We start from the raw sequence: 22,451 nt of genomic DNA, 5'->3' as shown, positions 1-22,451 counted from the left end.
TATCAGTTCCTACCCCCGTTCGGAGAGTCCCGTGGTCAACCAGCCTTCTTCCGCCAGCAAGCCCACCGCCGCGTTCGTCGGTGCCTCCTGGGCCGTTCTCTTCATCGGATTCCTGTCGTTCGCGGTGGGGCTGTGGAACGCCACGATGACCAAGAGCGAGAAGGGCTTCTACGCCGCGGTTCTGGTGCTCGGCGTGTTCGCTGCGGTGTCGCTGCAGAAGTCGGTGCGCGATCGGGCGGACGGGCTGCCGGTCTCCGCGTTGTATCTGGGGCTGTCGTGGGCTGTGGTGGCTCTGGGCGTACTGATGCTGGTGGTGGGTCTGTGGAACAGCGGAATGGCGCTGAGCGAGAAGGGTTTCTACGGTCTCGCGTTCGCCATGACGCTTTTTGCCGCAGTGGCCGTGCAGAAGAATGTTCGCGACACCCTGCAATTCAAGGCTCCGGCGCACGCTCCGACCATCAACTACTAAGCGGGTGCGCCGAGGTCGTCGAGGGCCTTGGTGGCGCCGCGGTGCAGGCCGATCGGGTCGGTGTGCCGGGCGGTGGACAGGTCGATCTCCTTGGCCGCCGCGTTGGCCTGCTGCAGCTCGGCCTTACGATCGAAGAGAGCCTTTGTCAGTACGCACGCCACGTCCGCGTCGAGGTCCTGGCGCACGAGCAGCAGGTTGGGCACCACGACGGTTTTGATGTCCGCCGTGGTCTTGTAGGTGGCCGCGGGGATCGTGCCCTGTTCGTAGACCGGGTTGATCGTCTTGAGGGCCGCGAGCTGCGGGGTGATATCGAGGAACTGCACCTGATCGCCCGACGTGGTCAGCAGGTCGGTGATGCCGGGGGTGGGCAGCCCGCCCGACCAGAAAAGCGCGTCGATAGAGCCGTCCTTCATCCCGTCGACCGTCTTCGTGAGGTCGAGACGCTGAGCCTTGATGTCCTTGGCCGGGTCCAGGCCCGCCGCGGTGAGGACGCGGTTGGCGATGACCTCGGTGCCCGACTTCGGGGAGCCGGTGGAGACGCGCTTACCGGTCATCGACTTCACGTCGGTGATGCCGGCCGCCTTGCGGACGATGACCTGGGTGTAGTTGGTGTGGATGCGGGCCAGCGCCGACACCGGCTGGCGGTCGGTGAAGCTGCCTGTGCCGTTGACCGCGTCGGCGGCGCTGTCCGCGAGGGAGAACGCGACGTCGAACTTCCCGGCCACGAGCTGCTGGATGTTCTGCACGGAAGCGCCGGTCTCGGAGGCCGTCGCCTTGACCTTCCCGCCGGCGGTGGTGCCGATCTGCTGCGCGTACGCGTTCCCGAGCGCGAAGTACACCCCGGTCGCGTTGCCGGTGGCGATGCCGATCCGGGTCTCCTCGGCGACCTCGCACGTGACGGTGTCGCCGGTGTCGGTCCGGACGGCGTCCTGCTTCCCACCGCACCCGGTCAGTATGAGTGCGCTAGTCGCCGTTAATGCCAGCACTTTCCGCATGGTCTTTCCTCCTGAGGATGAGAGCGAGCCCGAGCGCGACCACGCCGAGTGCGATCGTCACCGGGGCGAGGTAGAGCAGGAGTACTCCGGCGAGGCCACCCAGGACGCGGCTCGGCACGCCGGCCGCTCCGATGCCGGGCACCCAGCCGCCGGTGGCGATCGCGAGCCCGCCGACGGCGAGCGCGGCGACCGCGGTGGTCCAGAGGATGTCGATGAACGAGCCGCGGCCGAGCAGGTGCTCGCCCGGGCCGGTCAGCACGAACGCGATCGGGGCGAGGAACGCGGGAAGGGCGTACTTGAGGGCCTGCCACATGGTCGGGACGGTCCTGCCGCCGGTGATCGCGCTGGCCCCGACGGCGGCCAGCGCGGTCGGCGGTGTCACCTCGGAGAGCACCGAGTAGTAGAAGACGAACATCGCGGCGGCCGGCGCGGAGACGCCGAGCCCGAGCAGCGCCGGGCCGATGATCACCCAGCCGATGATGAAGCTCGCGGTCACCGGGACCGCCAGCCCGAGGACCGCCAGCGCCACCGCGGCCAGGACGACGGTCAGCGCGAGCACCGCCGTCGGGTTGTCGGTGACCGCCCGCGCGCCGCTGACCAGCAGCGACGCGAGCTGCGCGCCGAGGCCGGTCTTCGTGGTGGTCGCGGTGATGATGCCCGCCGCGGTGCAGACCGCCACCACGGCGAGCACGCCGCGGACGCCGGCGGAGAGCGCGGTGAACAGGCGCCGGGGTGTCAGCCACGAGCGCCGGTCGAGGAAGGACAGAGCGACGGCGGCCAGCGTCGCGTACACCACCGCCCGGGTGGCGCTCTGGCCCACGGCGAGCAGCACGACGATGAGCACCAGGGACGAGAAGTGATAGCCGGAGCGGAGCAGCAGGTGCCGCGCGCTGGTGTCGGGGGCCTCGACCGGGCGTACGCCGAACCGCCGCGAATCGATCTCGACCGCGAGCACGATCCCCAGGTAGTAGAGCAGCGTGGGGATCATCGCCCAGCCGAGCACCGTGAGGTAGGAGACGTCCAGATATTCGGCGACGATGAACGCGGCCGCGCCGAGCGTGGGCGGGGAGAGGATCGCGCCGACCCCTGCCGCCGCGAGCATCCCGCCCGCCTGTTCCGGTGGATATCCCGCGCGGCGCAGCAACGGCCAGGTGACCGCCCCGACGCTGACCGCCGTTGCCGTGCCCGAGCCGGAGACCGTGCCCAGCAGGAAACCGGCGGCGACGGCGGTGCGCCCGGCCGCGCTGCGGGATCTGCGGAACGCCGCCACCGACAGGTCGACGAAGAAGCGGCTCGCGCCGGAGAGGTCGAGCACCGCGCCGTAGATGGTGAACAGCACGATGTAGCTGGCGGCGACGTCGAGCGGGGTGCCGTAGAAGCCGCTGCCCGAGTTGTAGAGCGCGTCGACGATCTGGGCGAAGTCGAGGCCGGAGTGGGCGATGCTCCAGTTCTGGGGGAGCAGGCCGCCGTAGTACGCGTACCCGAGGAAGACGAGACAGACGATCGGGAGCGCGAGTCCCGTGGTTCTCCGGCAGGCCTCCACGACCAGCAGCAGCATGACCGCCCCGGCGACGACGTCCGGGGTGTCGAGCAGTCCCTGCCGGTCGAGGAACCCGTCGTATCCCCCGGTGAAGGGATTGACCGGGTACAGGCAGACCAGCAGCGTGAGGGCGGCCAGCCCCCAGTCGGCGACGGTCGGCCGGTCGCGGGCCGAGCCGCGCAGGCCGCTGCGGTAGCCGAGGAACACCATCGGGAGGGTGCCCGCCAGGAAGATGATCAGGTAGAACTGGCTCCCCTGGGCGAGCGGCCGGAAGACCTGGAACAGCACCAGCAGGGCGACGGCGAAGGCAACGATCGCCACACCCAGACCGATCGGGCCCGCGAGCGTACGCGAGGGCAGCTCTTCGTCGTCGTAATGGACTGATGCCGGGTCCGGGTCAAGAGATCGACCGACGTCCATCAACGGACCCTACTATGGCCGATGCCTGTTGTGACCTGACAAATTTAGGACTGCCGGTAGCCTGACAAAAGGTGCATAACGCGCGTTGAGAGGGTTATGGTGCGACGATCATCGCTGCGGGAGATCCGTGAGCAGACCTACAAGGTCCGGGACGCCTGGTGGACGGTCCTGCTCGTGGACCCGGTGGCCGCGCGGCTCGTGTGGCTCGTCGCCCCCTACCGGTGGATCACGCCGAACGTGCTCACCGCCGGGGCCACGCTGCTCGGGCTCGGGTCCGCGGCGTGCTTCCTGCTGCAGGACCGCTGGTGGGTCGTGGCCGGCGCGCTGCTGTTCCACGTCAGCTTCATCGTGGACTGCATGGACGGCAAGATCGCCCGGTTGAACGGGACCGGGTCGATGTTCGGGACCTGGCTCGACTTCATGTTCGACCGGGTGCGCGTCTTCATCTGCGCGTGCGCGCTGTTCGGTGGGCAGTACGCGAGGACGGGCTCGGTCGCGTACCTGTGGGTCATGCTCGGGGTCATTTTCCTTGATCTCTTCCGCTACCTGAACGGCCAGCAGATGGCCAAGGTGCGCACCACGATGCGCGAGCAGATCCTCGAGGCTCGTGGCGGGCCTGTCCTAACGGCGGCCACCGTCCAGCGCGGGCCTCGTGCGCGGGTGAGGCAGTTCCTCGCTGAACGTCGGATCCGCACCCATTTGTTCAGCGGCATCGAGTACGAGATGACGGTCTTCATCATCGGCCCGCTCACCGGCTGGATCCTGCAGTTCGCGGTGGTGGCCGGCGTGCTGCTGCTGATCTTCGAGCTCCGGCTCATCTACGGGCTCTGGAGGTCGACCCGGGCGTTCCCGGTCGCGCTGGCCCGTGCGCACGCCGAAGCCCCTCCCGCGAGATGAACGCCACCTACGACCGCCGATTGTGCAAACGGTTTCACAGTTAGGCTGCTGGCAGGCAGGACCGGCTGAGGAGGCAGACATGGCGGCTGAGGGTACGACGGCGTTCCGCGCCGCCCGCGACTTCCTGGTCGAGCATCGCGAGAGCTACGCCGACGCGTACGAGCGGTTCCGCTGGCCGGAGCTCGGCGACTTCAACTGGGCGCTCGACTGGTTCGACGTCATCGCCGAGGACAACGACAACCCGGCGCTCTGGATCGTCGAGGAGGACGGCTCCGAGCAGAAATTCTCCTTCGCCGAGCTGTCCCGGCGCTCCAACCAGGTCGCCAACTGGCTGCGCGAGCGGGGTGTGGCCCGTGGCGACCGGGTCGTGCTCATGCTCGGCAACCAGGTCGAGCTCTGGGAGACCATCCTCGCCGTCATGAAGCTCGGCGCCGTCCTGATCCCCGCAACCCCGCTGCTGGCCGAGGCGGACGTGCGCAACCGGGTCACCCGCGGCGGAGCCCAGCACGTGGTCGCGCTCGCGTCGGCCGCTCCCCGCTTCGCGAACGTCGACGCGAGCGTCACGCGGATCAGCGTGGGGGAGGCGGTTCCGGGCTGGCAGATCTTTTCCGACGCGTACGCGCAGAGCACGCACTTTGTCGCCGACAGCAGCACCCACTCCACGGACACCCTGCTGCTCTACTTCACGTCGGGCACCACCGCGCGCCCCAAACTGGTCGAGCACACGCACGCCTCGTACCCCGTGGGTCACCTGTCGACCATGTACTGGATCGGTCTGCGCCCCGGCGACGTGCACCTCAACATCTCCTCGCCGGGCTGGGCCAAGCACGCCTGGAGCAACGTCTTCGCCCCCTGGAACGCGCAGGCCTGCGTCTTCATCCACAACTACACACGCTTCGACGCCGCCCGGCTGCTGCGCGAGATGCAGCGCTGCGGCGTGACCAGCTTCTGCGCGCCGCCGACCGTGTGGCGGATGCTGATCCAGTCCGATCTGAGCGCGCTGAGCACCCCGCCGCGGGTGGTCGTCGGCGCCGGTGAACCGCTCAACCCCGAGGTCATCGATCAGGTGCGCAAGGCCTGGGGCGTGACCATCCGGGACGGCTTCGGCCAGACCGAGACCACCGTGCAGATCGCCAACACCCCCGGCCAGCCGGTGCGCCCGGGTTCGATGGGACGGCCGGTGCCCGGATACCGGGTCGCGCTGATCGACCCGAACACCGGCGAGCCGGCCGACGAGGGCGAGATCTGCCTGGAGCTCGACCCCCGGCCGCTGGGGCTCATGGTCGGCTATCACGGCGACGAGGAGCTGACGGCCACGGCGATGGCCGGCGGCTACTACCACACCGGCGACATCGGATCCCGCGACGCGGACGGCTACATCACGTACGTCGGGCGTACCGATGACGTGTTCAAGGCTTCCGACTACCGCATCTCGCCGTTCGAGTTGGAGAGCGTCCTGATCGAGCACGAGGCGGTGGTCGAGGCCGCGGTCGTGCCGTCGCCCGATCCGCTGCGGCTCAACGTGCCCAAGGCGTACGTCGTGCTCGCCGAGGGGTGGGCCGCCGACGCCGAGACCGCGGCGTCGATCTTCGCGCACTCCCGGGCGCAGTTGTCGCCCTACCAGCGGATCCGCCGGCTCGAGTTCGCCGAGCTGCCCAAGACGATCTCCGGCAAGATCCGCCGGGTCGAGCTGCGCGCGGCTGAGCAGGCAAAACAGACCTCTACGGGTACGCCGTCCGGTGAGTTCCGGGACTGAGGGGCTTCCATTCGACGAACATGTTCGTTACGATCGTGTTCATGGCACCTCGCAGAGAACCCGTCAGCCGGCGTGACCGGCCCGCGAAGGACCCGCTCAGCCGGGCCGTCGTGGTCGCCGCCGCGCTACGGGTGATGCGGGCCGAGGGGCTCGAGCGAGTCACCATGCGCCGGCTCGCCGGCGAGCTGGACACCGGCCCGGCGTCGCTCTACGTCTACGTCGACAACATGGCCGAGCTGCACGGTGCTGTGCTCGACGAGCTGCTCGCGGACGTCGACTTCTCGGTGACCGATCTCGTCGAGCTGCTCAGCCGGTATACGCGGGTGCTGTTCGAGTATCCGAGTCTGGCCCGGTCCGTGCTCACGTTGCGGCCTTCGGGGGCCAACTATCTGCGGCTGATCGATGCCGTGCTGGGGTTGCTGGACGCTTCGGGCGTACCCGTGTCCCGGGCTGCCTGGGGTGTTGATCTGTTGTTGCAGCATGCGACGGCGACGGCTGCGGAGCACGGGACCCGCTCGGAGTCGGGTCTGCATGACGCGTCGGTGCAGGAGGCCGCGCTCTTCGCCATGGACGCCGATCGCTATCCGCACGTTGCCCGGGTCGGCGATCTGCTCTGGTCCGGGTCCGGTGAGCAGCGGTTGCGCTGGGGATTCGCCGTCCTGATCGCCGGGATTTCGGCTACGGCGGTTCCGTAGTCCGCTTTTTTGTATGGTTGACGAACATGTTCGCTACGAACACGTTTTTTCTAAGGGGTTTCGCATGGCTTCTATCGTCATCGTGGGCGCCGGACTGGGTGGTCTCACCCTCGCGCGCGTCCTGCACATCAACGGCATCGCCGCCACCATCTACGAGGCGGAGGCGTCCGCAACTGCCCGCACCCAGGGCGGCATGCTCGACATCCATGCCGACAACGGGCAGATCGCTCTGCGTACGGCACACCTGCACGACGAATTCCGGAAGATCATCCACGAGGGTGGCGAAGCCATGCGCATCCTCGACAAACACGGCACGGTGTTCGCCGACGAGACCGACGACGGCAACGGCGACCGCCCGGAAGTCGACCGCGGCCAGCTCCGCGACCTCCTGCTCCACTCCCTGCCCCCGGACGCCGTCCGCTGGGGCGCCAAGGTCGTCGAAGCCCGCCCCCTGCCCGGCGGCCGCCACGAAGTCATCTTCGCCGACGGCACCACGGTCATCGCGGACGTCCTGGTCGGCGCCGACGGAGCCTGGTCCCGCATCCGCCCCCTGCTGTCCCCGGCCACCCCCACCTACACCGGCATGTCCTTCGTAGAGATCGACCTGCACGACGCAGACGTACGCCACCCGGGCCCCGCCCAGGTCGTCGGCGCGGGCATGCTCTTCGCCCTCGGCGCCGGCAAAGGCTTCCTCGCGCACCGCGAAACCGACGGCAGCCTGCACATCTACTGCGCCCTGCACACCCCGCAGGAGTGGATCACCACGGTCGACTTCACCGACCCGCCCGCCGCCAAACAGGCCCTGCTCGCCCACTTCCCCGACTGGGCCCCCGAACTCCGCGCCCTCATCGAGGACGCCGACGGCCCCCTGATCCCCCGCACCCTCAACACCCTCCCCACCGACCACCACTGGCCCCGAACCCCAGGCGTCACCCTCCTCGGCGACGCCGCCCACCTCATGTCCCCCTTCGCCGGCGAAGGCGCCAACCTGGCCATGCTCGACGGCGCAATGCTCGGCCAGGCCCTCGCCGAGCACCCCGGCGACATCGAGGCGGCCCTCACTGCGTACGAAAAAGCCCTCTTCCCCCGCAGCGAGAAATCCTCCTCCGAAGCCGCCGCCAACCTGATCCTCTGCTTCGACGACCGTGCCCCGCAGAGCCTGATCGACCAGTTCGCCGCCTACGCCGGCCCGGCGTAAATACGTTGATCGCGGTCGGCGCTGTCTTCTACTGTGGTGAGCGTTCCCGGCCAACGGCCGGGAGCGCTGACCGGAGGGAGGCTTCACATGACGATGTGCATGACGACTTGCATGAAGATGAAGCGCCCGGGGCCGGGCCGGCGACGCGGCTGATCACCGCGTTTCGCTCGCCGCCGCCCCCGCAGTTCGGGACGGCGGTTTTTTTGTTGCACCGCATCACGCGCCACTAGCTCAACAGGTAGAGCAACTGACTCTTAATCAGTGTGTTCGGGGTTCGATTCCCCGGTGGCGCACGCATCATCGGGTACGCAGGCGGAGCGCTGGCTGCTCAGCTGCCCCTCATAAGGGCGGAAAGCCCGGTTCGACACCGGGGCCTGCGACGTGGATCCTCAATGGCTGGCGGCGTGGCGGGACGACCTTGATTCCAGGCTGCAGCCATTCTTCGCGGGCTTCGAGCGCATTCACGGTTATCCGCCGGGTGACAACCGGATCGTGGCCGCGACGTCCGGTGAAGTCGACGCCACGGTGCCCCATTCCTTGATCGACTTCTACCGGGTCATCGAGGAAGTGTCGTTGCCGGATGTCGGTAACGGGTACTGGATCCACCCGGCCGACCACGATTTCTCCGGTGGGGTGTTCGCCAGCGACGGCGGTGGGATTCTCTTCGCCGTTCGAGCCGACGGCACGGTCTGGCGTTCGGGAACGGCGTCACGGGACGGCGAGTTCGAGCCTGTGGCCGAGGACCTGAAGGACTTCCTCGACCAGCTGCGCCGTGCCGTGATCCGGTTCATCGAGACGGGGGAGCCGGGGTCGCTCTGAGCGGTGCGCCCACGTCGTGCAGGTGGCGCAGGGCGATGGCGTAGGAGTCGATCAAGCCCGTGACCTCGTACGACACGCCTATTTCTTGGCAGTAGGCCTGGACGATCGGCTGGGCCCTGCGCAGGTTCGGGGTGGGCATCGACGGGAACAGGTGATGCTCGATCTGGTAGTTCAGGCCGCCGAGGGCGATGTCGGTGAGCCACCCACCGCGTACGTTCCGGGAAGTCAGCACCTGCTTGCGCAGGAAGTCCTCATCGCCGGTGGGGTGCGGCATGCCCTTGTGGTTGGGGGCGAAGGTCATGCCCAGATAGAGGCCGAAGACGGCCTGGTGCACGGCGAAGAACGCGAGGGCCTGCAGCGGGCTGAGCACGAGGAGCAGCCCGGCGAGGTAGCCGATGATGTGGAGGGACAGCAGCGCCGCTTCCCGGGCGCGATGTTTTACCGGGCCGTTGATCAGGGCGCGGATGCTGTCCTTGCGCAGGCTCAGGCTCAGCAGGGTGGTCAGCGGGAAAAAGAGCCACGCCTGGTTGCGGGTCAGCCAGCGTGCGAACGTGCCCTTGCGCTCGGCGGCCGCATCCTGGGACCAGACCAGAACGGCCGGGGTCACATCGGGGTCGAGGTCGTCGTGGTTCGGGTTCGCGTGGTGTTTGGTGTGCTTGTCCTGCCAGTAGCCGTAGCTCATGCCGATCAGCAGGTTCGCGGCGAGGACGCCGGCGCGGGCGCTCGGGGTGCTCGTGCGGAAGACCTGGCGGTGGGCGAGGTCATGGGTGACCAGCGCCACCTGGGCGAAAACGATGCCCAGGAAGACGGCGACGGCCAGGGTCCACCAGGAGGAGCCGAGCGCGAAGAACGCGGCCCACCCGCCGGCGAGCGTCAGGGCCACGAGGCTGATGCGCAACGCGTAATAGGCGGGTTTGCGGTTCAGCAGGCCCGCCCGGGTGATTCGCCGGCCAAGCTCGGCGAAGTCGCTGCCGGCCGCCGTGCGCGGCCGTTCCGTCGTCGTTGTCATACCGTTCAGGCTTCCGCGCGCCGATGCCATCGACAGGAGTGTGAGGTCCCCACCCCTGGTAGGGCTAGCACCCCTGTTTCCGCAGGCCCCGGTGGCCGACAATAAGGACATGGAGACGAGATCGTGGGTACGCCATGGGCTGCGAGCCGTCGCCGTCGGTGCCCTGGAGATTGTGCTGTCCGTCTTCAACGTGCCGCTTCTCGTCTTCTGGCTGGTCGCACTCGCGCTCACCCCCGCCGCCGGCATCGGCATGGTCGCGCTGCCCCTGATGACCAAGGTCCTGCGGGCCCGCACCGACCTCGTCCGGCGGCTGGCGACCGGCGCCGGCGTGGTCATCGCCCGCCCGTACGCGCCGCAACCACAACCGGCGCTGACCGGCGGCTGGCGGCGCTTCAAGTGGATCCTCACCGACCCGGCGACGTGGCGTGACGTGGCGTGGCTGCTGCCCGGCGGGATCATCGGGGCCGCTCTCGGCGTACTCATCCTGCTGCTGCCGGCCTACGGTCTGCAGGGCATCATCCTGCTCCCGCTGTGGGTGCACCTCGGTGATGTCTGGTACGGCTACGGCGTCTACTGGCCGATCGAGAACTTCAGCGAGGGCCTGCTCTCGTTGCCGCAGGGCGCGCTGTTCCTCGCCGCCGGCCTCATCGTCGCCCCGCAGCTGCGCAAGGTCGACGCGCTGTTCGCGAAGCTGTTCCTCGCCCCGACCCGCGCCGCCGAACTGCGCCTCCGGGTCGCCCACCTGACCGTCACCCGCGCCGACACCGTCGACGCCCAGGCCGCCGAGCTACGCCGCATCGAACGCGACCTGCACGACGGCGCCCAGGCCCGGCTGGTCTCACTCGGCATGACCATCGGCCTCGCCGAGGAACTGCTCGACCGCGACCCGGCCGCCGCCCGCAAACTGCTCGCCGAGGCCCGCGAGGCCAGCGGCATCGCCCTCGTCGAACTGCGCCACCTGGTCCGCGGCATACATCCCCCGGTCCTCGCCGAACGCGGCCTCGACGGCGCCGTGCGAGCCCTGGCGATCAGCATGTCCATGCCCGTCGAGGTCGACATCGACCTCCCGGGCCGCCCCCAGACCCCCGTCGAATCGGCCGCCTACTTCGTCATCGCCGAGGCACTGACCAACGTGGTCCGCCACAGCGGCGCGCAGACAGCCGCGGTCACCATCGTCTACCACGACGGCACCCTCGCCGTCGTCGTCCTGGACGACGGCCACGGCGGCGCCGACCCCGGCAAAGGAACCGGCCTGCGAGGGATGGAACGCAGGCTGGCAGCATTCGATGGGACGATGACACTGTCCTCCCCACCGGGAGGCCCGACCGTCGTCACCCTGGAGTTACCGTGCGTGTTGTCCTCGCCGAAGACCTCGCCCTCCTCCGCGACGGACTGACCCGTCTCCTGGAGGCCTTCGACTTCGAGGTCGTCGAAGCGGTCGACAACGGCCCCGCCCTGCTCCCAGCCCTGCTGAAGTACCGCCCGGACGTCGCAGTCGTCGACGTCCGCCTCCCCCCGACCTTCACCGACGAGGGCCTGCAGGCTGCCCTCGCCGCCCGCATCGAAGTCCCCGGCCTCCCGATCCTGGTCCTCTCCCAGCACGTCGAGCCCCTCTACGCCCGCGAACTCCTCAGCGGCTCCGGCGGCGGAGTCGGCTACCTCCTCAAGGACCGCGTCTCCAACGTCGGCCAGTTCGTCGACGCCGTCCGCCGAGTAGCAGCCGGCGGAACCGCCATGGACCCCGAAGTCGTCTCCCAACTCCTAGCCCGCCGCGAACCCCTCGCCATCCTCACCGGCCGCGAACGCGAGGTCCTCGCCCAAATGGCCGAAGGCCGCTCCAACGCCGCCATCGCCGCAAAGCTCTACATCACCGAAAAGGCCATCAGCAAGCACATCAACAACATCTTCACCAAACTAGCCATGCCCCCCTCCGACGACGACAACCGCCGAGTCCTCGCCGTCCTCACCTACCTGAACTCCTAACCCCCTCGCGCCCTCGCGCTCGCTTGCGTGGCCCGCTCTGGTTCGCATGCGTGCGTCCTGGCTCGCGTGTCCCTTACCTGGTTCGCATGCGTGCGTCCTGGCTCGCGTGTCCCGTACCTGGCTCGCACGCGTGCGTCCTAGCTCGCGTGTCCATCTCCTGGCTTGGGTGCTGAACTCCCGCCCGGTGTGGTGACCTCCTTGATGGCGAGCTGTGCGGCCCAGGCCGCGCGTAGGGCGATGTCCTGGATGTGGCGTGGGCGGATAGGCTCGGCGACCGGGACGATGACGAAGAGCTCTACGCCGGTGATCGTCCATGGTGGAACCGTGTTGTCGACGTGCACGATGCGCTGGACGTCCCCGATCGTTCCCTTGACCTGGAACCGCTCGTCGAACGTCTTACCCGTCGCATCGGGGCGCAGGTGTACTGCCGCCAGGGGCAGCGGCCGGGGCAGATGGACACACGCGAACACCCCGGTCCCGTCGAACTTGCCAGTCAGGTCCCGCAGGCCCATTCCCGACCAGGTGATCACGCCGGCCTTGACCGGGAAACCGTCGGCCCAGCCGGACCACGCCGCGGTTGGCGTGGCTACCGACGTCCGGGTCAGGACCATCGCCCATGGCCACGGCCCGTCCGTGCCGATGTCCTCCCAATCCGTCCAAGCATCCAGCTCACGCTTCGCGCGCCCGGTCTGGACCTTCTGGTACGCCAGAGCCGCTCCCAGGGCGACGACCACCGCCGCCCCGATCGCGGGCCAGATGTACGGCGTCTGGTCGAACATCTCCCCGATCGAGGAGAGCACGCCGGCCGCACAGCAGATAGCCACCACCGCGGCGGCGATGCCACCGACTGTTTTCGCGGTTTTACCCATGAAGCCTCGCCACTCGACCCTGTTCGCCGGACGCCCAGCACGACCCACCGGCGCAGAGCACCGCGTCGAAGCTGCCCGCTTCGAACTCGCTCCAGCTACGGCCGCCGTCGTAGCTGATGTCGCTGCCGGTCGGCCCGACTGCAAGCGCAGTGGTCACACCTCGCCATGCCACCCCCGAACGGTATTCACCCGGCTCTGCACGGGCCGGGGTCCACGTGCGCCCACCATCGCGCGTGGTCGCAGCCGCGTCCGGCGCGCTCTCCGGCACCGCGTAGTCGCCGCCGACCGCGATGCCGTGCCACGGGTCGCGGAACGCCAAGCTGTAGACCCCGGCGCTCGGCCCGCTCGGAATGCCGCTGTCGGTCACCCGCCAGGTGCGGCCGCCGTTCGTGGTAGCGAAGATGCGCGCCCGCTCGCCGCCGCCGCCGGTCGCGAACCAGGCCCGCCCCGAGCCGAGATGGTCGGCGGTGACCAGGCAGGTGCCACTCGCCGCGAACGCGAACTCGCCGGTCAGCGCATCGGGCATGCCGGTGCTCGGCTGCACGGCCCAGCTCTTGCCGCCGTCCGACGTGGCGAGGATGCGGAACTTCCCGTTCACCGGGTCGGACAGCGCCAAGCCGTGACGGCGGTCGGTGAACGTCACGCAGTCGTAGAACGCCGCGGGGTCGTCGTTGCGGAAGCTCTCCTTCCAGCTACGCCCACCGTCCGCCGTCGCGTACAGCCGAGACTGGTCTCCCTCGCCGATCGTCAGCGCGACGGCGTGGTCGGCATCGAACGCCTCGATGTCCCGGAACTGAAGCTCGGCCGTGCCCGGCGGATCCACGCGCTGCCAGTTCCGAGCGCCGTCCACCGTACGCAGAATGGTCCCGCCGGAACCCGCCACCCACGCCACTTTGTCGCTGACCGGAGCAAGCCCCCGGAAGCGCGCCGTGACGCCCGTATCGGAGAGCCGCCACGACGGTTTCGGGGTGGTCGCGGTGAAGCCGCTGGTTGCGGTCAGGGTGACCAGACCAATAGCGGCCATTGAAAGCTTTCGAAGCGCCGTCATGGTCGGGAACCTACCTCAGCCACGGTAACGTCGCGGGATGGGAGACACCGGCACCGCTCCGGACGGCACCTCCACCAGGGACTCGATCCAATCCTGGCGGCTGGCAGGCGAGCACGGGGACGCGCAGGCCGCCGCGGCGTGCCTGGCCCCTGACGTCGTCCTGATCTCGCCACTGACCGCCGCGTTCCGATTCGAAGGCGTCGCCCAGGTGACCGACGTCCTGGCGAGCGCTTTCGAGGTCATCCATGACATTCGCTATCACACGCAGACCGGCGGCGGGGACACCTGGGCGCTGTTCTACCACGGCCGCACCAGGCACGAAGCGATCGAGGAAGCCCAGCTGATCCGGCTGGACGACAACGGGCTCATCCGGGAGATCACTCTCTTCGGCCGTCCGCTGCCCGCTCTGACCGACGTGATGGCCGGCATCGGCCCGCCACTGCTGCGCCGGCAACGCCAACCCACTCTGGCCCGCCTCGTGGGCCTCGCCACCGCCCCGCTGAACGCCCTGACCAGGATGGGCGAACGCACGATTTTGCCCCGTACCAACCCCAACGTTCACAAGGACTGACCTTCCTGCTCGCACCGGCCTGCTCGCACCGGCCTGCTCGCACCGGCCTGCTCGCATCGGTGTATCGGATGTCTCGCTTCGGGAGGTTGCCGCACGCCCGAAACACTGGCGTCGCACTATGTGGGAATGGAGACCGCACCGCACGAGCTCGCCGTCACCGTGGCGATCACCCGCAAGGCCGATCCGTCGAGAAATGCGGAGATGCTCGCGTGGGTTCGCGCCGGCACGACGCTGGCCGAGGACTTCCCCGGATTTCTCGGGGTCGGCTGGGTCCGCCCGGCGCAGGGCTCCACTGAGTGGCACATGCTGTATCGGTTCTCCGACGCGGCCGCTCTGCACGGCTGGGAGGAGTCGCCCCAGCGCCAGTGGTGGCTCAGTTCCGCCCAGGGCATGGTCGAACACACCCGGGTCGAGAAGCGCACAGGAATCGAAGGCTGGTTCGACCCGCCACAGGAACATTCGATCGACGACCTGACCCCGGCCCCGACTCCGCCGCCCCGCTGGAAGCAGGCGGTGACGATCTGGGTGGGCTTCTTCCCGCTGAGCCTGCTGGCCGCTGTGACCATCGGACACCTCCTCGCGGACATCAATGTCGTTCTCCGAACACTGGTTTCCACGCTCTGCCTGACCCCTCTGATGACGTACGTCGTCCTGCCCCGCGTCACCCAGTCACTGCAGTGGTGGCTCCAAGGCCAACGCGCACCCTGGCGCCGCTGACAGATCTCAGCCCTTGCCGCAGTTTCAGCCCTTGCCGCGGTCTCAGCCCTTACCCGGATCCCACCCCGTGTCCTGATCTCAGCTCCTAGGCGGCGGGTTCACGGACGCGGAGGGCCTGGATGAACCAGTTGAGGGAGGGAGCGAGGTCGTCCGGCGGAGCCCAGCCGTTGATGACGGAGAGGTGCTGGAGGTATCGCTCGCGGCGGGGGTCGTTCGCGGTTTCCAGCCGGGTGAGCAGGCGTCGCCGCAGGTCGGCGTCGTCCGGGTGGCCGCAGGCGAATGAGTAGTGCTGCGTTACCGCCCTGATGACGCTGTCGGCATGGGGGGACGCCGGGTCGACACCGGCCTGCACAGCCGGGCCGGCGAGATCGCGGACCGTGGCCACGGGATCTCGGTGAACACCAGGTGCTCCGCCGGCGCGGTCGGCGGCGTGGTGTTCGGCCATGCGGCGCACCCCCGCTCGAAATTCCGGGTCCTGAGCCAGCTCCGCAAGCTCGACCCATGCCTCGACCTGGTCGGCGTCGGGATTGTCGGGAAGCTCAGCCGGGGTCATCGTGCGGGCGATGCCCTCCAACTCGGGGTGGGCTTCCATGTCCCCGAACGCGGCGTCGATGAATTCGTTGATCATGCGTTGACGCTCGGTCTCGGAAAGCTTGATCAGTTTCTGCATGACGTCCAGCTCCTCTGGCGTGGATCCTCGTCGGGCAACGGCGGTGAACACTGCGCGGCGCAGCCGCAGTGCCTTGATCTGGACGGCCAGCGCGTCGGCGTGGGCTCTGGCTACGTCGGGCAGCGCGATTTCCCGGTCCACGACCTTCTTAACGGTGGGAAGGTCCAGGCCGAGGTCACGGAGAGTGCGCACAAGATCCAGACGTGCAACTGCGTCCACGCTGTAGCGCCGGTAGCCTCGTGAGTTGCGCTCCGTGGGCGGCACGATGCCGTTGTCGGAGTAGAACCTGATGGTTTTGATCGACAGGCCCGTGCGCCGGGCCAGGTCTCCGATCGAGTAGTACGTCTCGCCGTCCATGCATCCACCATGGCGTCTCCCCTTAGGGGAGATGCAAGTGTGGCGTGGGTGACAGTTGACTCTCCAGCAAGTGGAGACGGCACGGTCATGTCGTGAGCAGATACGGAACATGGCTGGCCGCGACCACATTGTCGCTGCTGGGGACCCAGGCGATGGGCTTCGCCATGGCGTGGACGGCGGCCGGCCACGGGGCGACGTGGGCGGGTCTCGTCCTGACTGCGATCAACCTGCCCCGTGCTCTGCTTCTCCTGTTCGGTGGTGCGGTGGCCGATCGGGTCGGCGCGTGGCGGGTGATGATCTCCGCGGATGCCGCAATGACCGCGGTGACGCTCACCCTCGCCGCCCTCACCTGGCAAATGTCTGACAGGCTCCTTCTGCTCGTCATGGTGGCGCTTGCCATCGGCATAGCGGACGCCTTCTACCTCCCGAGCTCCGGCTCGATGCCGCGCCTGCTCGCGCCGTCCGCCTCTCTGCCGCGGGCAACCTCTGCCCGCCAGATCGCGGGCCAAGCGGCCGCCTTCACCGGCCCTGCCATCGGTGGTCTGCTCCTCGCCACCTTCGGTCTGGCCGTTACCGCCGTAGCGAACGCCGCGACCTTCGCGATCATGGCGGCAGTGCTCATAGCCCTCCGCCCAAAACCGGCCCAGCTGATCCATCAACCACCCACGCATGCCGGCGCCTCAGCCGTGCTGGGGTCGAGCTCCGATGACCTGCGACTGCCGACGTCTGGGTGGGGTAGGCAAGCGTTCGACGGGCTGAGAGTCGCGTTCACCGACCCGGTGCTACGGCCGCTTTTGCTGATGACGGCTGCGGCGGCAGGCCTGCTGCTTCCATCCGCGGGATTGCTGGTTCCCGTGCTCGCTCGCCAGTTGGGGTGGCCTCCCGCATCAGCGGGGGCGGTGACGGGCACGATCGCACTGGGGTCCGGGACGGTCGCGTTCGTGGTTCTGGTTCGCGGCGCCCTGACCAACCCCCGGCGAACGGCGTCACGAGGACTTCTCGTTGCCTCTGGGGGAGTGGCATTCCTCGCGTTGGTCGGCATCGCAGACCGGTCCACCTCGTTCGGCCCAGGGCAGGTGCCTCTACCTGCGGCGTTGACTGCGGCGGCTCTGATCGGGGTCGGGTTGGGGATGTTCGGCACGAGCGTCGCCCCGCTGGTGCTGGGAGCTACGCCTGAGACCCATCTGGCGCGTGTGCAGGCGGTTCTCGTCTTCGCCCAGAGCGTCCCGCTGCTCATCACCAACAACCTGTTGGGGGCTTTCGCCGACGTGGTGCCTGCAGGGTCCGTCCTTCTGACCTGCGCGGGCCTGCTCGCCGGAGGTGTCGGCGTCATCCGGCTCCACGAGTCCAGGACTGCGAGCCGAGCGACGGTTCGTGGAGCAGTCCCGTGAACGCCGCCGGGCTGACACCTTGCTTGATGGTGCAGCTACTGGTGGTGCCTCTGCCCACGCGCGGGGCGGATGTGACGGGAACCGTTTTCTTCAGATCCGGCGGATCCTGCCCGATGGGACCGGTGAGGAGGCAATCGATGCGGCTGCGCAACTGGATCGCCGTGGTCGTCAGCGTTCTGCTGCTGGTGGCCGTCGGCATCGTCGGTGTGCTGGTGAACAGGTCAGCGCTGCGAGCGGCCGACACCGTGCACCGCGCCGACACACAGGCGCTCGCCGTCAACAACGCCACGCTTGCCGGGCAGATGCAGCTGCTTTCCGCCAAGGATCTTGCCGCGTTCGCCGACAGCTATCCGTTCAATCTCGGTGCCGGGGTCGCGAGCGACAGGGACGCCCTCAAGGAGTACGTCCGCAAGTCGTCACTGTTCTCATATGGCGCGGCGATCACCACGCTGACCGGCGCGGTGCTCAACGCCACCACGACCAACGCGCTGCCCGTCGCGTCCGATCCCGGGTATGCGGCCATGCGTAAGCTGCTGCTCGCCGGTCAGGCCGGATTCTCGCCCGTGATGCTGGTGCCGAGCAGCGACAACAAGCCGATCGCGGTGCAGGCCGTTGCCGTCCCCATCAAGGTTTCCGGTGCTGCGACGGCCGTGCTCATCGGGTTCAGTGAGTTGGCCCGGACCACGCTCCAGGCGTACACAGCGAAGCTCAAGAGCTCTGCGCACGTCACCTTGATCATCGACAGTGCCGGAGTGGTCGGCTACAGCAGCGAAGCCGGCACCATCGGCACCGCAGTTGACGCGTCGATCATCGCGGCGATCAAGGCGAACCCCGACGGGCCCAGTTTCGCCGAGTATTCCTCCGGCGGCGCCGACCAGATCGCCTCCGTCGTGACCGGTGACGTCCTCCCCGGCGGATGGGCCTATGTGCGGACCCAGACGATGGCATCGTTCGACGGCGCGGTCCACAGCCGCAGCCAGACCATCAACATCACGCTGCTCGCCATGCTGCTCATCGGCGCGGTCGGCATCTCGATCCTGGGCTACCGCACACAGATCCAGCGGCGCCGCGCGGACGAGAAGTTCCAGGCACTCTTCCAGCACGCACCCGACATGGTGGCCGTGCTCGATGCCGAGGGCCGCGTGGAGTATGCGAGCCCCAGCGCCGCGTCCGTGCTGCACTTTCCCGCCGGATCCAAGCAGGGCAGCAGCGTCTTCGACCTGGTTCACCCCGACGACCGGCAGAACATGATGGGTGCGTTCGCCAGCCTCATGCAGCAGCGCGACGGGGTGCTGCGCTTGCAGACCCGCATCCTCAACGCCTCGGGGACGGCGACGTGGTTCGAGTTCACCGCCTCCAACCAGATGTACAACCCGGCCCTGAACGGCATCGTCATCAACGCACGTGACGTCTCCGAGAACAGGGCGTTCCAGGAACGGCTCACCTACGAGGCACAACACGATGCGCTGACGGGGCTGCCGAACCGGCGCAGGCTGCAGGACGCACTCGACTCGTCGCTGCGGAGCGACTCGGTGGCGGTGCTCTTCGTCGACCTGGACGGCTTCAAACCGGTCAACGACGCCTACGGCCACGAAGCCGGCGACGAATTGTTGCGGCAGGTGGCCGACCGCCTCTCCGCATGCGTACGCGAAGAGGACGTTCTCGCCCGCGTCGGCGGCGACGAGTTCGTGGTCCTGATGCCCGGCATCGTGGCCGGACCGGACGCCGAGACGATGAGCAACCGGGTGCGCGCCGAGGTGGAGCATCCCTTCCTCGTCCTGGGCCACGAGGTCCGGATCACCGCAAGCGTCGGCGTCCACCTCGCCGACCCGTCGGACGACCCGGACCAGGCCCTGCGCGCGGCCGACCACGCCATGTACACGGAGAAGCGCCAAACCGGAGGCCGGACCAGCGGCGTCGCCCCGATGCTGCCCGCGGTGCCTCAACCGGAGCCGCACGTGGGCCCGCGTCAAGCTGCTCTGACAGAACCAACGTGGTCCACGATGCCCGAGTCACACCCGGCACGGGGAGTGGACCCGCTCGGATTCTCGGAGTCGGACTCGCCACGGGCGGCCGGAATCGGTTCGGCGGAGCCACAGTTGCCCACGGAGATGGACCGGTTCGCAGCTACGGCTCCGCAGCCGCACCTGTCGCTCATGACGGAATCGCGCATGCCAGACGTCGCGGAGAATTACGAACCCGTAGCGCCGGAACTGGGGCTGTACCAGGAGAACCAGCCCGAGCCGAAGTCGAAGTCCCGCTGGTTCGCGGTGTCCCCGACCGCACAGGGCCGGGCCACGGTGCCGGTGGTCGATGCTCCTTGGGAAACAAAGGGCGGCTCGGAATTGCCGGCGGATTCGCAGTGGGGCGCACCGCTGGCGTCCGAAGGCTCCCCTTGGGGGACGCCGTCCGGGGCAGGTGGTCCTAGCGAGTCGCAGTGGAGTGCAGTCTCGGGGTCGGCGGCGACGTCGGATGCGCCGCGGTGGGCTGTTGCACCGCCTACGAACCCGCAGAGATTCGTGCCGCCGCCCCCGTTGTCGACTGATCCGCGACGGTCCAGCGCCCCGCGAGCTGAGCAGTGGGCAGGCGGTTCGACCAATGAGCCGAGTCGGGCCGATGAGACAAGATTTGACCCGCAGCAGGGCAGCCGCTCCGACACCGGCCAGCTATTGCCCGGCGCGACGGCTGCCGGTCAGCAGTGGCCTGGGGGTCCAGCTGCTAGTCAGCAGTGGCCCGGCGGAGCGAACGCCGGTCAGCCGTGGTCGGGTGGGGCGAATGCCGGTCAGCAATGGCCTGGTGGGGCGAATGCCGGTCAGCGATGGGATGGCGATTCGAACGCCGGGCAACAGCGGCCTACCGGAGCTAACGCTGGGCAGCAGTGGTCGGGCGGGGAAAATGCTGGGCAGCATTGGGCTGGTGGGGCGAACGCTGGTCAGCAGCGGGCGGGCGGGGCGGGCGGTGGGCGACGGGGTGCTGTTGCGTCGGGCGGTGGGCGGCAGGGTGTTGTCGCGCCGGAGGGTGGGCGGCAGGGTGTTGTCGCGCCGGGCGGTGGGCAGGGGCGGGTGATTACGCCGAGCAGTGAGCAGCAGCGGGTGAATGCCTTGCAGGCTGGGCAGCAGTGGGGTGGGGGGACGCCGCATGCTGAGCATCGATGGGCTGAGTACAGCGAGGCGGAAAGGTCCGGGCGGCATCGTGCTCGGTGAGGGCGGCGCTGGGCAGGGGCAGGGCGGCGCAGGGCAGAGCAGAGCGAGCGTGGGCCGGGGCAGGGCGGGGCAGGGCAGGGCGGCGCGGTCCGGGCAGGGCAGGCGCGGTCCGGGCAGGGCGGCGCGTGGCAGAGGGCGCGGGGCAGGGCGGGGCAGGCGTGGGCGGGCCCGAGCAAGGCAGCGTGGCGTGGCGTGGGGCGGTTATAGGTGTGAGGGGGAGCGGGGGGTGGGCTGAGCAGCTACGTTGTGATTTATGGCTACTAAGTCGCCTGCTGTTGAGGTCGGGGCGGGGGAGCACACTGTTCGGATCTCGAATCCGGATCGGGTGTATTTTCCTGAGCTCGGGCTGACCAAGATTGACCTTGCTAACTATTACCTGAGTGTGGGCGACGGGATTGTGCGGGCTTTGCGGGAGCGGCCTTGCATGTTGCACCGGTTTCCTGAGGGGTTGGCGGGGGACAAGGTTCATCAGAAGCGGGTGCCTCATGGGGCTCCGCCGTGGTTGCAGACTGTGCGGGTTACTTTTCCGCGGTACAACCGGCATGCTGATGAGCTTTGTGTGGGTGGGCTTGGGGAGGTTGTCTGGGCTGTGCAGATGTCGACCGTTGAGTTTCATCCGTGGAACTCGCGGCGGGCTGATGTGGAGAGGCCGGATGAGTGGCGGATCGATCTTGATCCTATGCCTGAGTGTGGCTTTGGGACCGTGCGGCGGGTGGCGAATGTTGCCCATGAGGTGCTCGACGAGTTGGGTATTGCCGGTTATCCGAAGACGTCGGGTGGGCGGGGGCTGCACATCTACGTGCGGATCAAGCCTGACTACGGGTTCGGGGACGTGCGGCGGGCGGCGCTGGCCTTTGCTCGGGAAGTGGAGCGGCGGGCGCCCGATGAGGTGACGACGACGTGGTGGCGCAAGGACCGGGACCCTCGGGCGTTGTTCGTCGACTACAACCAGAACGCGCGGGACCACACCATCGCGAGCGCCTACTCGGTACGCGGAAACCGGCGGGGCACCGTGTCCACCCCGATCCGGTGGGACGAGGTCGACACCGTGGAGCCGGACGACTTCACTCTGCTTACAGTGCCGGCGCGGTTCGCGGAGCTCGGTGATCTGCATGCGGGTATCGATGATGTCGCGCATGATCTGCGGCCGCTGCTCGAGTGGGCCGAACGTGATGAGAAGACCGGCCTCGAAGGACCCGCCGATCCCGACGCCGGCGCATAGATCCGGGAATTGATTACCGCTGAGACCGGGGCGCCTGCTGTGAGGCAGGCGCGAGTTACGCCCGGGCGTAGGCGAGAGTTGGGAATTGCGCGGCCACTGAGGGTTGAACGCGGGGCGCGGTTGAAACGCCGGGCGTGAGGTGGCGGCGGGCGTGAGGGGATGCCGGGCGTGAGGTGGCGGCGGGCGTGAGGTTGAGCCGGGCGTGAGGGGATGCCGGGCGTGAGGGGATGCCGGGCGTGAGGGGATGCCGGGCATGAGATGGCGCCGGGCATGAGGTTGAGCCGGGCGTGAGGTGGCGCCGGGCGTGACGTGGCGCCGGGCATGGACGCCTGCCGGGTTGAGCGGTAGGCGCGGTATGGGCTGGGTAGTTCTGCCAGGCGTGGAGGCAAAAGGGTGGGGGGTGGTGTCGGGGGCGGGAAAGTTGTTCGGGATGGGTGCGGCGGGCGGGAGATAAGGCAGGGGACGGCGCCGGGGGCGGGAAAAGGCGGGCTCAGGGCGGCGGTGCTGGGCTGGTGTCCACTTGGTGCCATGTCGACTGTGCGGCAGGGGTTGGAAACATTTTCGTGAATATAGGGATCCGATGATGCGTGGAGTGAACAACGCATTAAGGAGTTCCTATGCT

19 protein-coding genes and 1 tRNA gene are annotated in these 22,451 nt (G+C 68.5%); 14 read left to right on the top strand and 6 right to left on the bottom strand.

Translation table 11 applies throughout. The features are described from left to right. Window positions 1-31 precede the first annotated feature (31 nt). Window positions 32-469 carry an inner membrane protein YiaA gene (gene yiaA / locus Ahu01nite_RS26405; RefSeq protein WP_203839323.1) on the top strand — a complete coding sequence of 146 codons (438 nt, stop codon included), beginning with the start codon at window positions 32-34 and terminating at the stop codon, window positions 467-469. Here yiaA and Ahu01nite_RS26400 read toward each other — a convergent pair. After that, complete coding sequence (locus Ahu01nite_RS26400) at window positions 466-1,464, bottom strand: TAXI family TRAP transporter solute-binding subunit (protein WP_203839322.1); 999 nt, start codon at window positions 1,462-1,464, stop codon at window positions 466-468. The two genes, yiaA and Ahu01nite_RS26400, sit on opposite strands and share 4 nt — an antisense overlap. Beyond that, on the bottom strand, window positions 1,433-3,424 hold the full coding sequence (locus Ahu01nite_RS26395) for a TRAP transporter permease (RefSeq protein ID WP_203839321.1): 1,992 nt from the start codon (window positions 3,422-3,424) through the stop codon (window positions 1,433-1,435). The genes Ahu01nite_RS26400 and Ahu01nite_RS26395 overlap by 32 nt, the downstream gene beginning before the upstream one ends. 96 nt (window positions 3,425-3,520) lie before the next feature. Here Ahu01nite_RS26395 and Ahu01nite_RS26390 point away from each other — a divergent pair, with 96 nt between their 5' ends. From Ahu01nite_RS26390 to Ahu01nite_RS26365, 6 genes are all read left to right on the top strand, one after another. Further along, window positions 3,521-4,321, top strand: a complete 801-nt coding sequence (locus Ahu01nite_RS26390) for a CDP-alcohol phosphatidyltransferase family protein (RefSeq protein WP_203839320.1) — start codon at window positions 3,521-3,523, stop codon at window positions 4,319-4,321. A gap of 79 nt (window positions 4,322-4,400) precedes the next feature. Then, entirely contained in the window at window positions 4,401-6,077 is a 1,677-nt protein-coding gene (locus Ahu01nite_RS26385) for an AMP-binding protein (protein ID WP_203839319.1), read from the top strand. 41 nt (window positions 6,078-6,118) lie between these two features. Further along, on the top strand, window positions 6,119-6,772 hold the full coding sequence (locus tag Ahu01nite_RS26380) for a TetR/AcrR family transcriptional regulator C-terminal domain-containing protein (protein WP_203839318.1): 654 nt from the start codon (window positions 6,119-6,121) through the stop codon (window positions 6,770-6,772). Window positions 6,773-6,836: 64 nt separating this feature from the next. Further along, complete coding sequence (locus Ahu01nite_RS26375; protein ID WP_203839317.1) at window positions 6,837-7,970, top strand: FAD-dependent oxidoreductase; 1,134 nt, start codon at window positions 6,837-6,839, stop codon at window positions 7,968-7,970. A 220-nt stretch (window positions 7,971-8,190) separates the two neighbouring features. Continuing rightward, window positions 8,191-8,263 (top strand) — tRNA-Lys (locus Ahu01nite_RS26370). An 88-nt stretch (window positions 8,264-8,351) separates the two neighbouring features. Then, a complete protein-coding gene (locus Ahu01nite_RS26365) occupies window positions 8,352-8,789 on the top strand; it encodes a hypothetical protein (RefSeq protein ID WP_203839316.1) in 438 nt (145 codons plus the stop codon). Here the strand turns inward: Ahu01nite_RS26365 and Ahu01nite_RS26360 are convergent. Further along, the gene (locus Ahu01nite_RS26360; protein ID WP_203839315.1) at window positions 8,758-9,798 is read right to left on the bottom strand and encodes a fatty acid desaturase family protein; all 1,041 of its coding nucleotides are present in this window, start codon (window positions 9,796-9,798) and stop codon (window positions 8,758-8,760) included. The two genes, Ahu01nite_RS26365 and Ahu01nite_RS26360, sit on opposite strands and share 32 nt — an antisense overlap. Before the next feature lie 109 nt (window positions 9,799-9,907). Between Ahu01nite_RS26360 and Ahu01nite_RS26355 the strand changes: the two genes are divergently transcribed. Both Ahu01nite_RS26355 and Ahu01nite_RS26350 read left to right on the top strand, forming a co-directional pair. Further along, on the top strand, window positions 9,908-11,194 hold the full coding sequence (locus Ahu01nite_RS26355) for a sensor histidine kinase (RefSeq protein WP_203839314.1): 1,287 nt from the start codon (window positions 9,908-9,910) through the stop codon (window positions 11,192-11,194). Then, window positions 11,146-11,781 (top strand): LuxR C-terminal-related transcriptional regulator, encoded by a 636-nt coding sequence (locus Ahu01nite_RS26350; RefSeq protein WP_203839313.1) that lies wholly within the window; start codon window positions 11,146-11,148, stop codon window positions 11,779-11,781. The genes Ahu01nite_RS26355 and Ahu01nite_RS26350 overlap by 49 nt, the downstream gene beginning before the upstream one ends. A gap of 137 nt (window positions 11,782-11,918) precedes the next feature. Here Ahu01nite_RS26350 and Ahu01nite_RS26345 read toward each other — a convergent pair whose 3' ends face one another. Both Ahu01nite_RS26345 and Ahu01nite_RS26340 read right to left on the bottom strand, forming a co-directional pair. Next, window positions 11,919-12,650, bottom strand: a complete 732-nt coding sequence (locus Ahu01nite_RS26345; protein ID WP_203839312.1) for a hypothetical protein — start codon at window positions 12,648-12,650, stop codon at window positions 11,919-11,921. Beyond that, entirely contained in the window at window positions 12,643-13,698 is a 1,056-nt protein-coding gene (locus Ahu01nite_RS26340; RefSeq protein ID WP_239159148.1) for a WD40/YVTN/BNR-like repeat-containing protein, read from the bottom strand. Before Ahu01nite_RS26340 ends, Ahu01nite_RS26345 begins: the two co-directional genes overlap by 8 nt. Window positions 13,699-13,735: 37 nt before the next feature. Between Ahu01nite_RS26340 and Ahu01nite_RS26335 the strand changes: the two genes are divergently transcribed. Together Ahu01nite_RS26335 and Ahu01nite_RS26330 are read left to right on the top strand one after the other, a co-directional pair. Then, the gene (locus Ahu01nite_RS26335) at window positions 13,736-14,269 is read left to right on the top strand and encodes a nuclear transport factor 2 family protein (RefSeq protein ID WP_203839311.1); all 534 of its coding nucleotides are present in this window, start codon (window positions 13,736-13,738) and stop codon (window positions 14,267-14,269) included. A 126-nt stretch (window positions 14,270-14,395) separates the two neighbouring features. Next, window positions 14,396-14,986 (top strand): antibiotic biosynthesis monooxygenase, encoded by a 591-nt coding sequence (locus Ahu01nite_RS26330; protein ID WP_203839310.1) that lies wholly within the window; start codon window positions 14,396-14,398, stop codon window positions 14,984-14,986. 85 nt (window positions 14,987-15,071) lie between these two features. Here Ahu01nite_RS26330 and Ahu01nite_RS26325 read toward each other — a convergent pair whose 3' ends face one another. Further along, window positions 15,072-16,013 carry a MerR family transcriptional regulator gene (locus Ahu01nite_RS26325; protein ID WP_203839309.1) on the bottom strand — a complete coding sequence of 314 codons (942 nt, stop codon included), beginning with the start codon at window positions 16,011-16,013 and terminating at the stop codon, window positions 15,072-15,074. Between the two features lie 92 nt (window positions 16,014-16,105). Here Ahu01nite_RS26325 and Ahu01nite_RS26320 point away from each other — a divergent pair, with 92 nt between their 5' ends. The 3 genes from Ahu01nite_RS26320 to ligD all read left to right on the top strand — a co-directional run bounded on the left by Ahu01nite_RS26320 (window position 16,106) and on the right by ligD (window position 21,829). After that, window positions 16,106-17,404, top strand: a complete 1,299-nt coding sequence (locus tag Ahu01nite_RS26320; RefSeq protein ID WP_203839308.1) for an MFS transporter — start codon at window positions 16,106-16,108, stop codon at window positions 17,402-17,404. Window positions 17,405-17,541: 137 nt separating this feature from the next. Next, window positions 17,542-20,607: a diguanylate cyclase domain-containing protein gene (locus Ahu01nite_RS26315; RefSeq protein WP_203839307.1), complete on the top strand. Its 3,066-nt coding sequence runs from the start codon at window positions 17,542-17,544 to the stop codon at window positions 20,605-20,607. Window positions 20,608-20,860: 253 nt separating this feature from the next. Next, window positions 20,861-21,829, top strand: a complete 969-nt coding sequence (gene ligD, locus Ahu01nite_RS26310; protein WP_203839306.1) for a non-homologous end-joining DNA ligase — start codon at window positions 20,861-20,863, stop codon at window positions 21,827-21,829. The last annotated feature ends 622 nt before the right edge of the window (window positions 21,830-22,451 follow it).

Origin of the sequence: Winogradskya humida, from assembly GCF_016862215.1 — a bacterium.
Taxonomy (GTDB): domain Bacteria; phylum Actinomycetota; class Actinomycetes; order Mycobacteriales; family Micromonosporaceae; genus Actinoplanes; species Actinoplanes humidus.
The sequence above is the reverse complement of the archived record's forward strand: the minus strand, read 5'-3'. Positions and strand labels throughout refer to the sequence as shown.

What these genes read in the sequence shown, in the direction of transcription:
- Ahu01nite_RS26400 (WP_203839322.1), bottom strand. Translation starts at nt 1,464, where the DNA reads ATGCGGAAAGTGCTGGCATTAACGGCGACTAGCGCACTCATACTGACC.
- Ahu01nite_RS26375 (WP_203839317.1), top strand. Translation starts at nt 6,837, where the DNA reads ATGGCTTCTATCGTCATCGTGGGCGCCGGACTGGGTGGTCTCACCCTC.
- Ahu01nite_RS26325 (WP_203839309.1), bottom strand. Translation starts at nt 16,013, where the DNA reads ATGGACGGCGAGACGTACTACTCGATCGGAGACCTGGCCCGGCGCACG.
- Ahu01nite_RS26345 (WP_203839312.1), bottom strand. Translation starts at nt 12,650, where the DNA reads ATGGGTAAAACCGCGAAAACAGTCGGTGGCATCGCCGCCGCGGTGGTG.
- Ahu01nite_RS26315 (WP_203839307.1), top strand. Translation starts at nt 17,542, where the DNA reads ATGCGGCTGCGCAACTGGATCGCCGTGGTCGTCAGCGTTCTGCTGCTG.
- Ahu01nite_RS26380 (WP_203839318.1), top strand. Translation starts at nt 6,119, where the DNA reads ATGGCACCTCGCAGAGAACCCGTCAGCCGGCGTGACCGGCCCGCGAAG.
- Ahu01nite_RS26330 (WP_203839310.1), top strand. Translation starts at nt 14,396, where the DNA reads ATGGAGACCGCACCGCACGAGCTCGCCGTCACCGTGGCGATCACCCGC.
- Ahu01nite_RS26395 (WP_203839321.1), bottom strand. Translation starts at nt 3,424, where the DNA reads ATGGACGTCGGTCGATCTCTTGACCCGGACCCGGCATCAGTCCATTAC.
- Ahu01nite_RS26360 (WP_203839315.1), bottom strand. Translation starts at nt 9,798, where the DNA reads ATGACAACGACGACGGAACGGCCGCGCACGGCGGCCGGCAGCGACTTC.
- Ahu01nite_RS26390 (WP_203839320.1), top strand. Translation starts at nt 3,521, where the DNA reads ATGGTGCGACGATCATCGCTGCGGGAGATCCGTGAGCAGACCTACAAG.
- Ahu01nite_RS26340 (WP_239159148.1), bottom strand. Translation starts at nt 13,698, where the DNA reads ATGACGGCGCTTCGAAAGCTTTCAATGGCCGCTATTGGTCTGGTCACC.
- Ahu01nite_RS26355 (WP_203839314.1), top strand. Translation starts at nt 9,908, where the DNA reads ATGGAGACGAGATCGTGGGTACGCCATGGGCTGCGAGCCGTCGCCGTC.
- Ahu01nite_RS26335 (WP_203839311.1), top strand. Translation starts at nt 13,736, where the DNA reads ATGGGAGACACCGGCACCGCTCCGGACGGCACCTCCACCAGGGACTCG.
- ligD (WP_203839306.1), top strand. Translation starts at nt 20,861, where the DNA reads ATGGCTACTAAGTCGCCTGCTGTTGAGGTCGGGGCGGGGGAGCACACT.
- Ahu01nite_RS26385 (WP_203839319.1), top strand. Translation starts at nt 4,401, where the DNA reads ATGGCGGCTGAGGGTACGACGGCGTTCCGCGCCGCCCGCGACTTCCTG.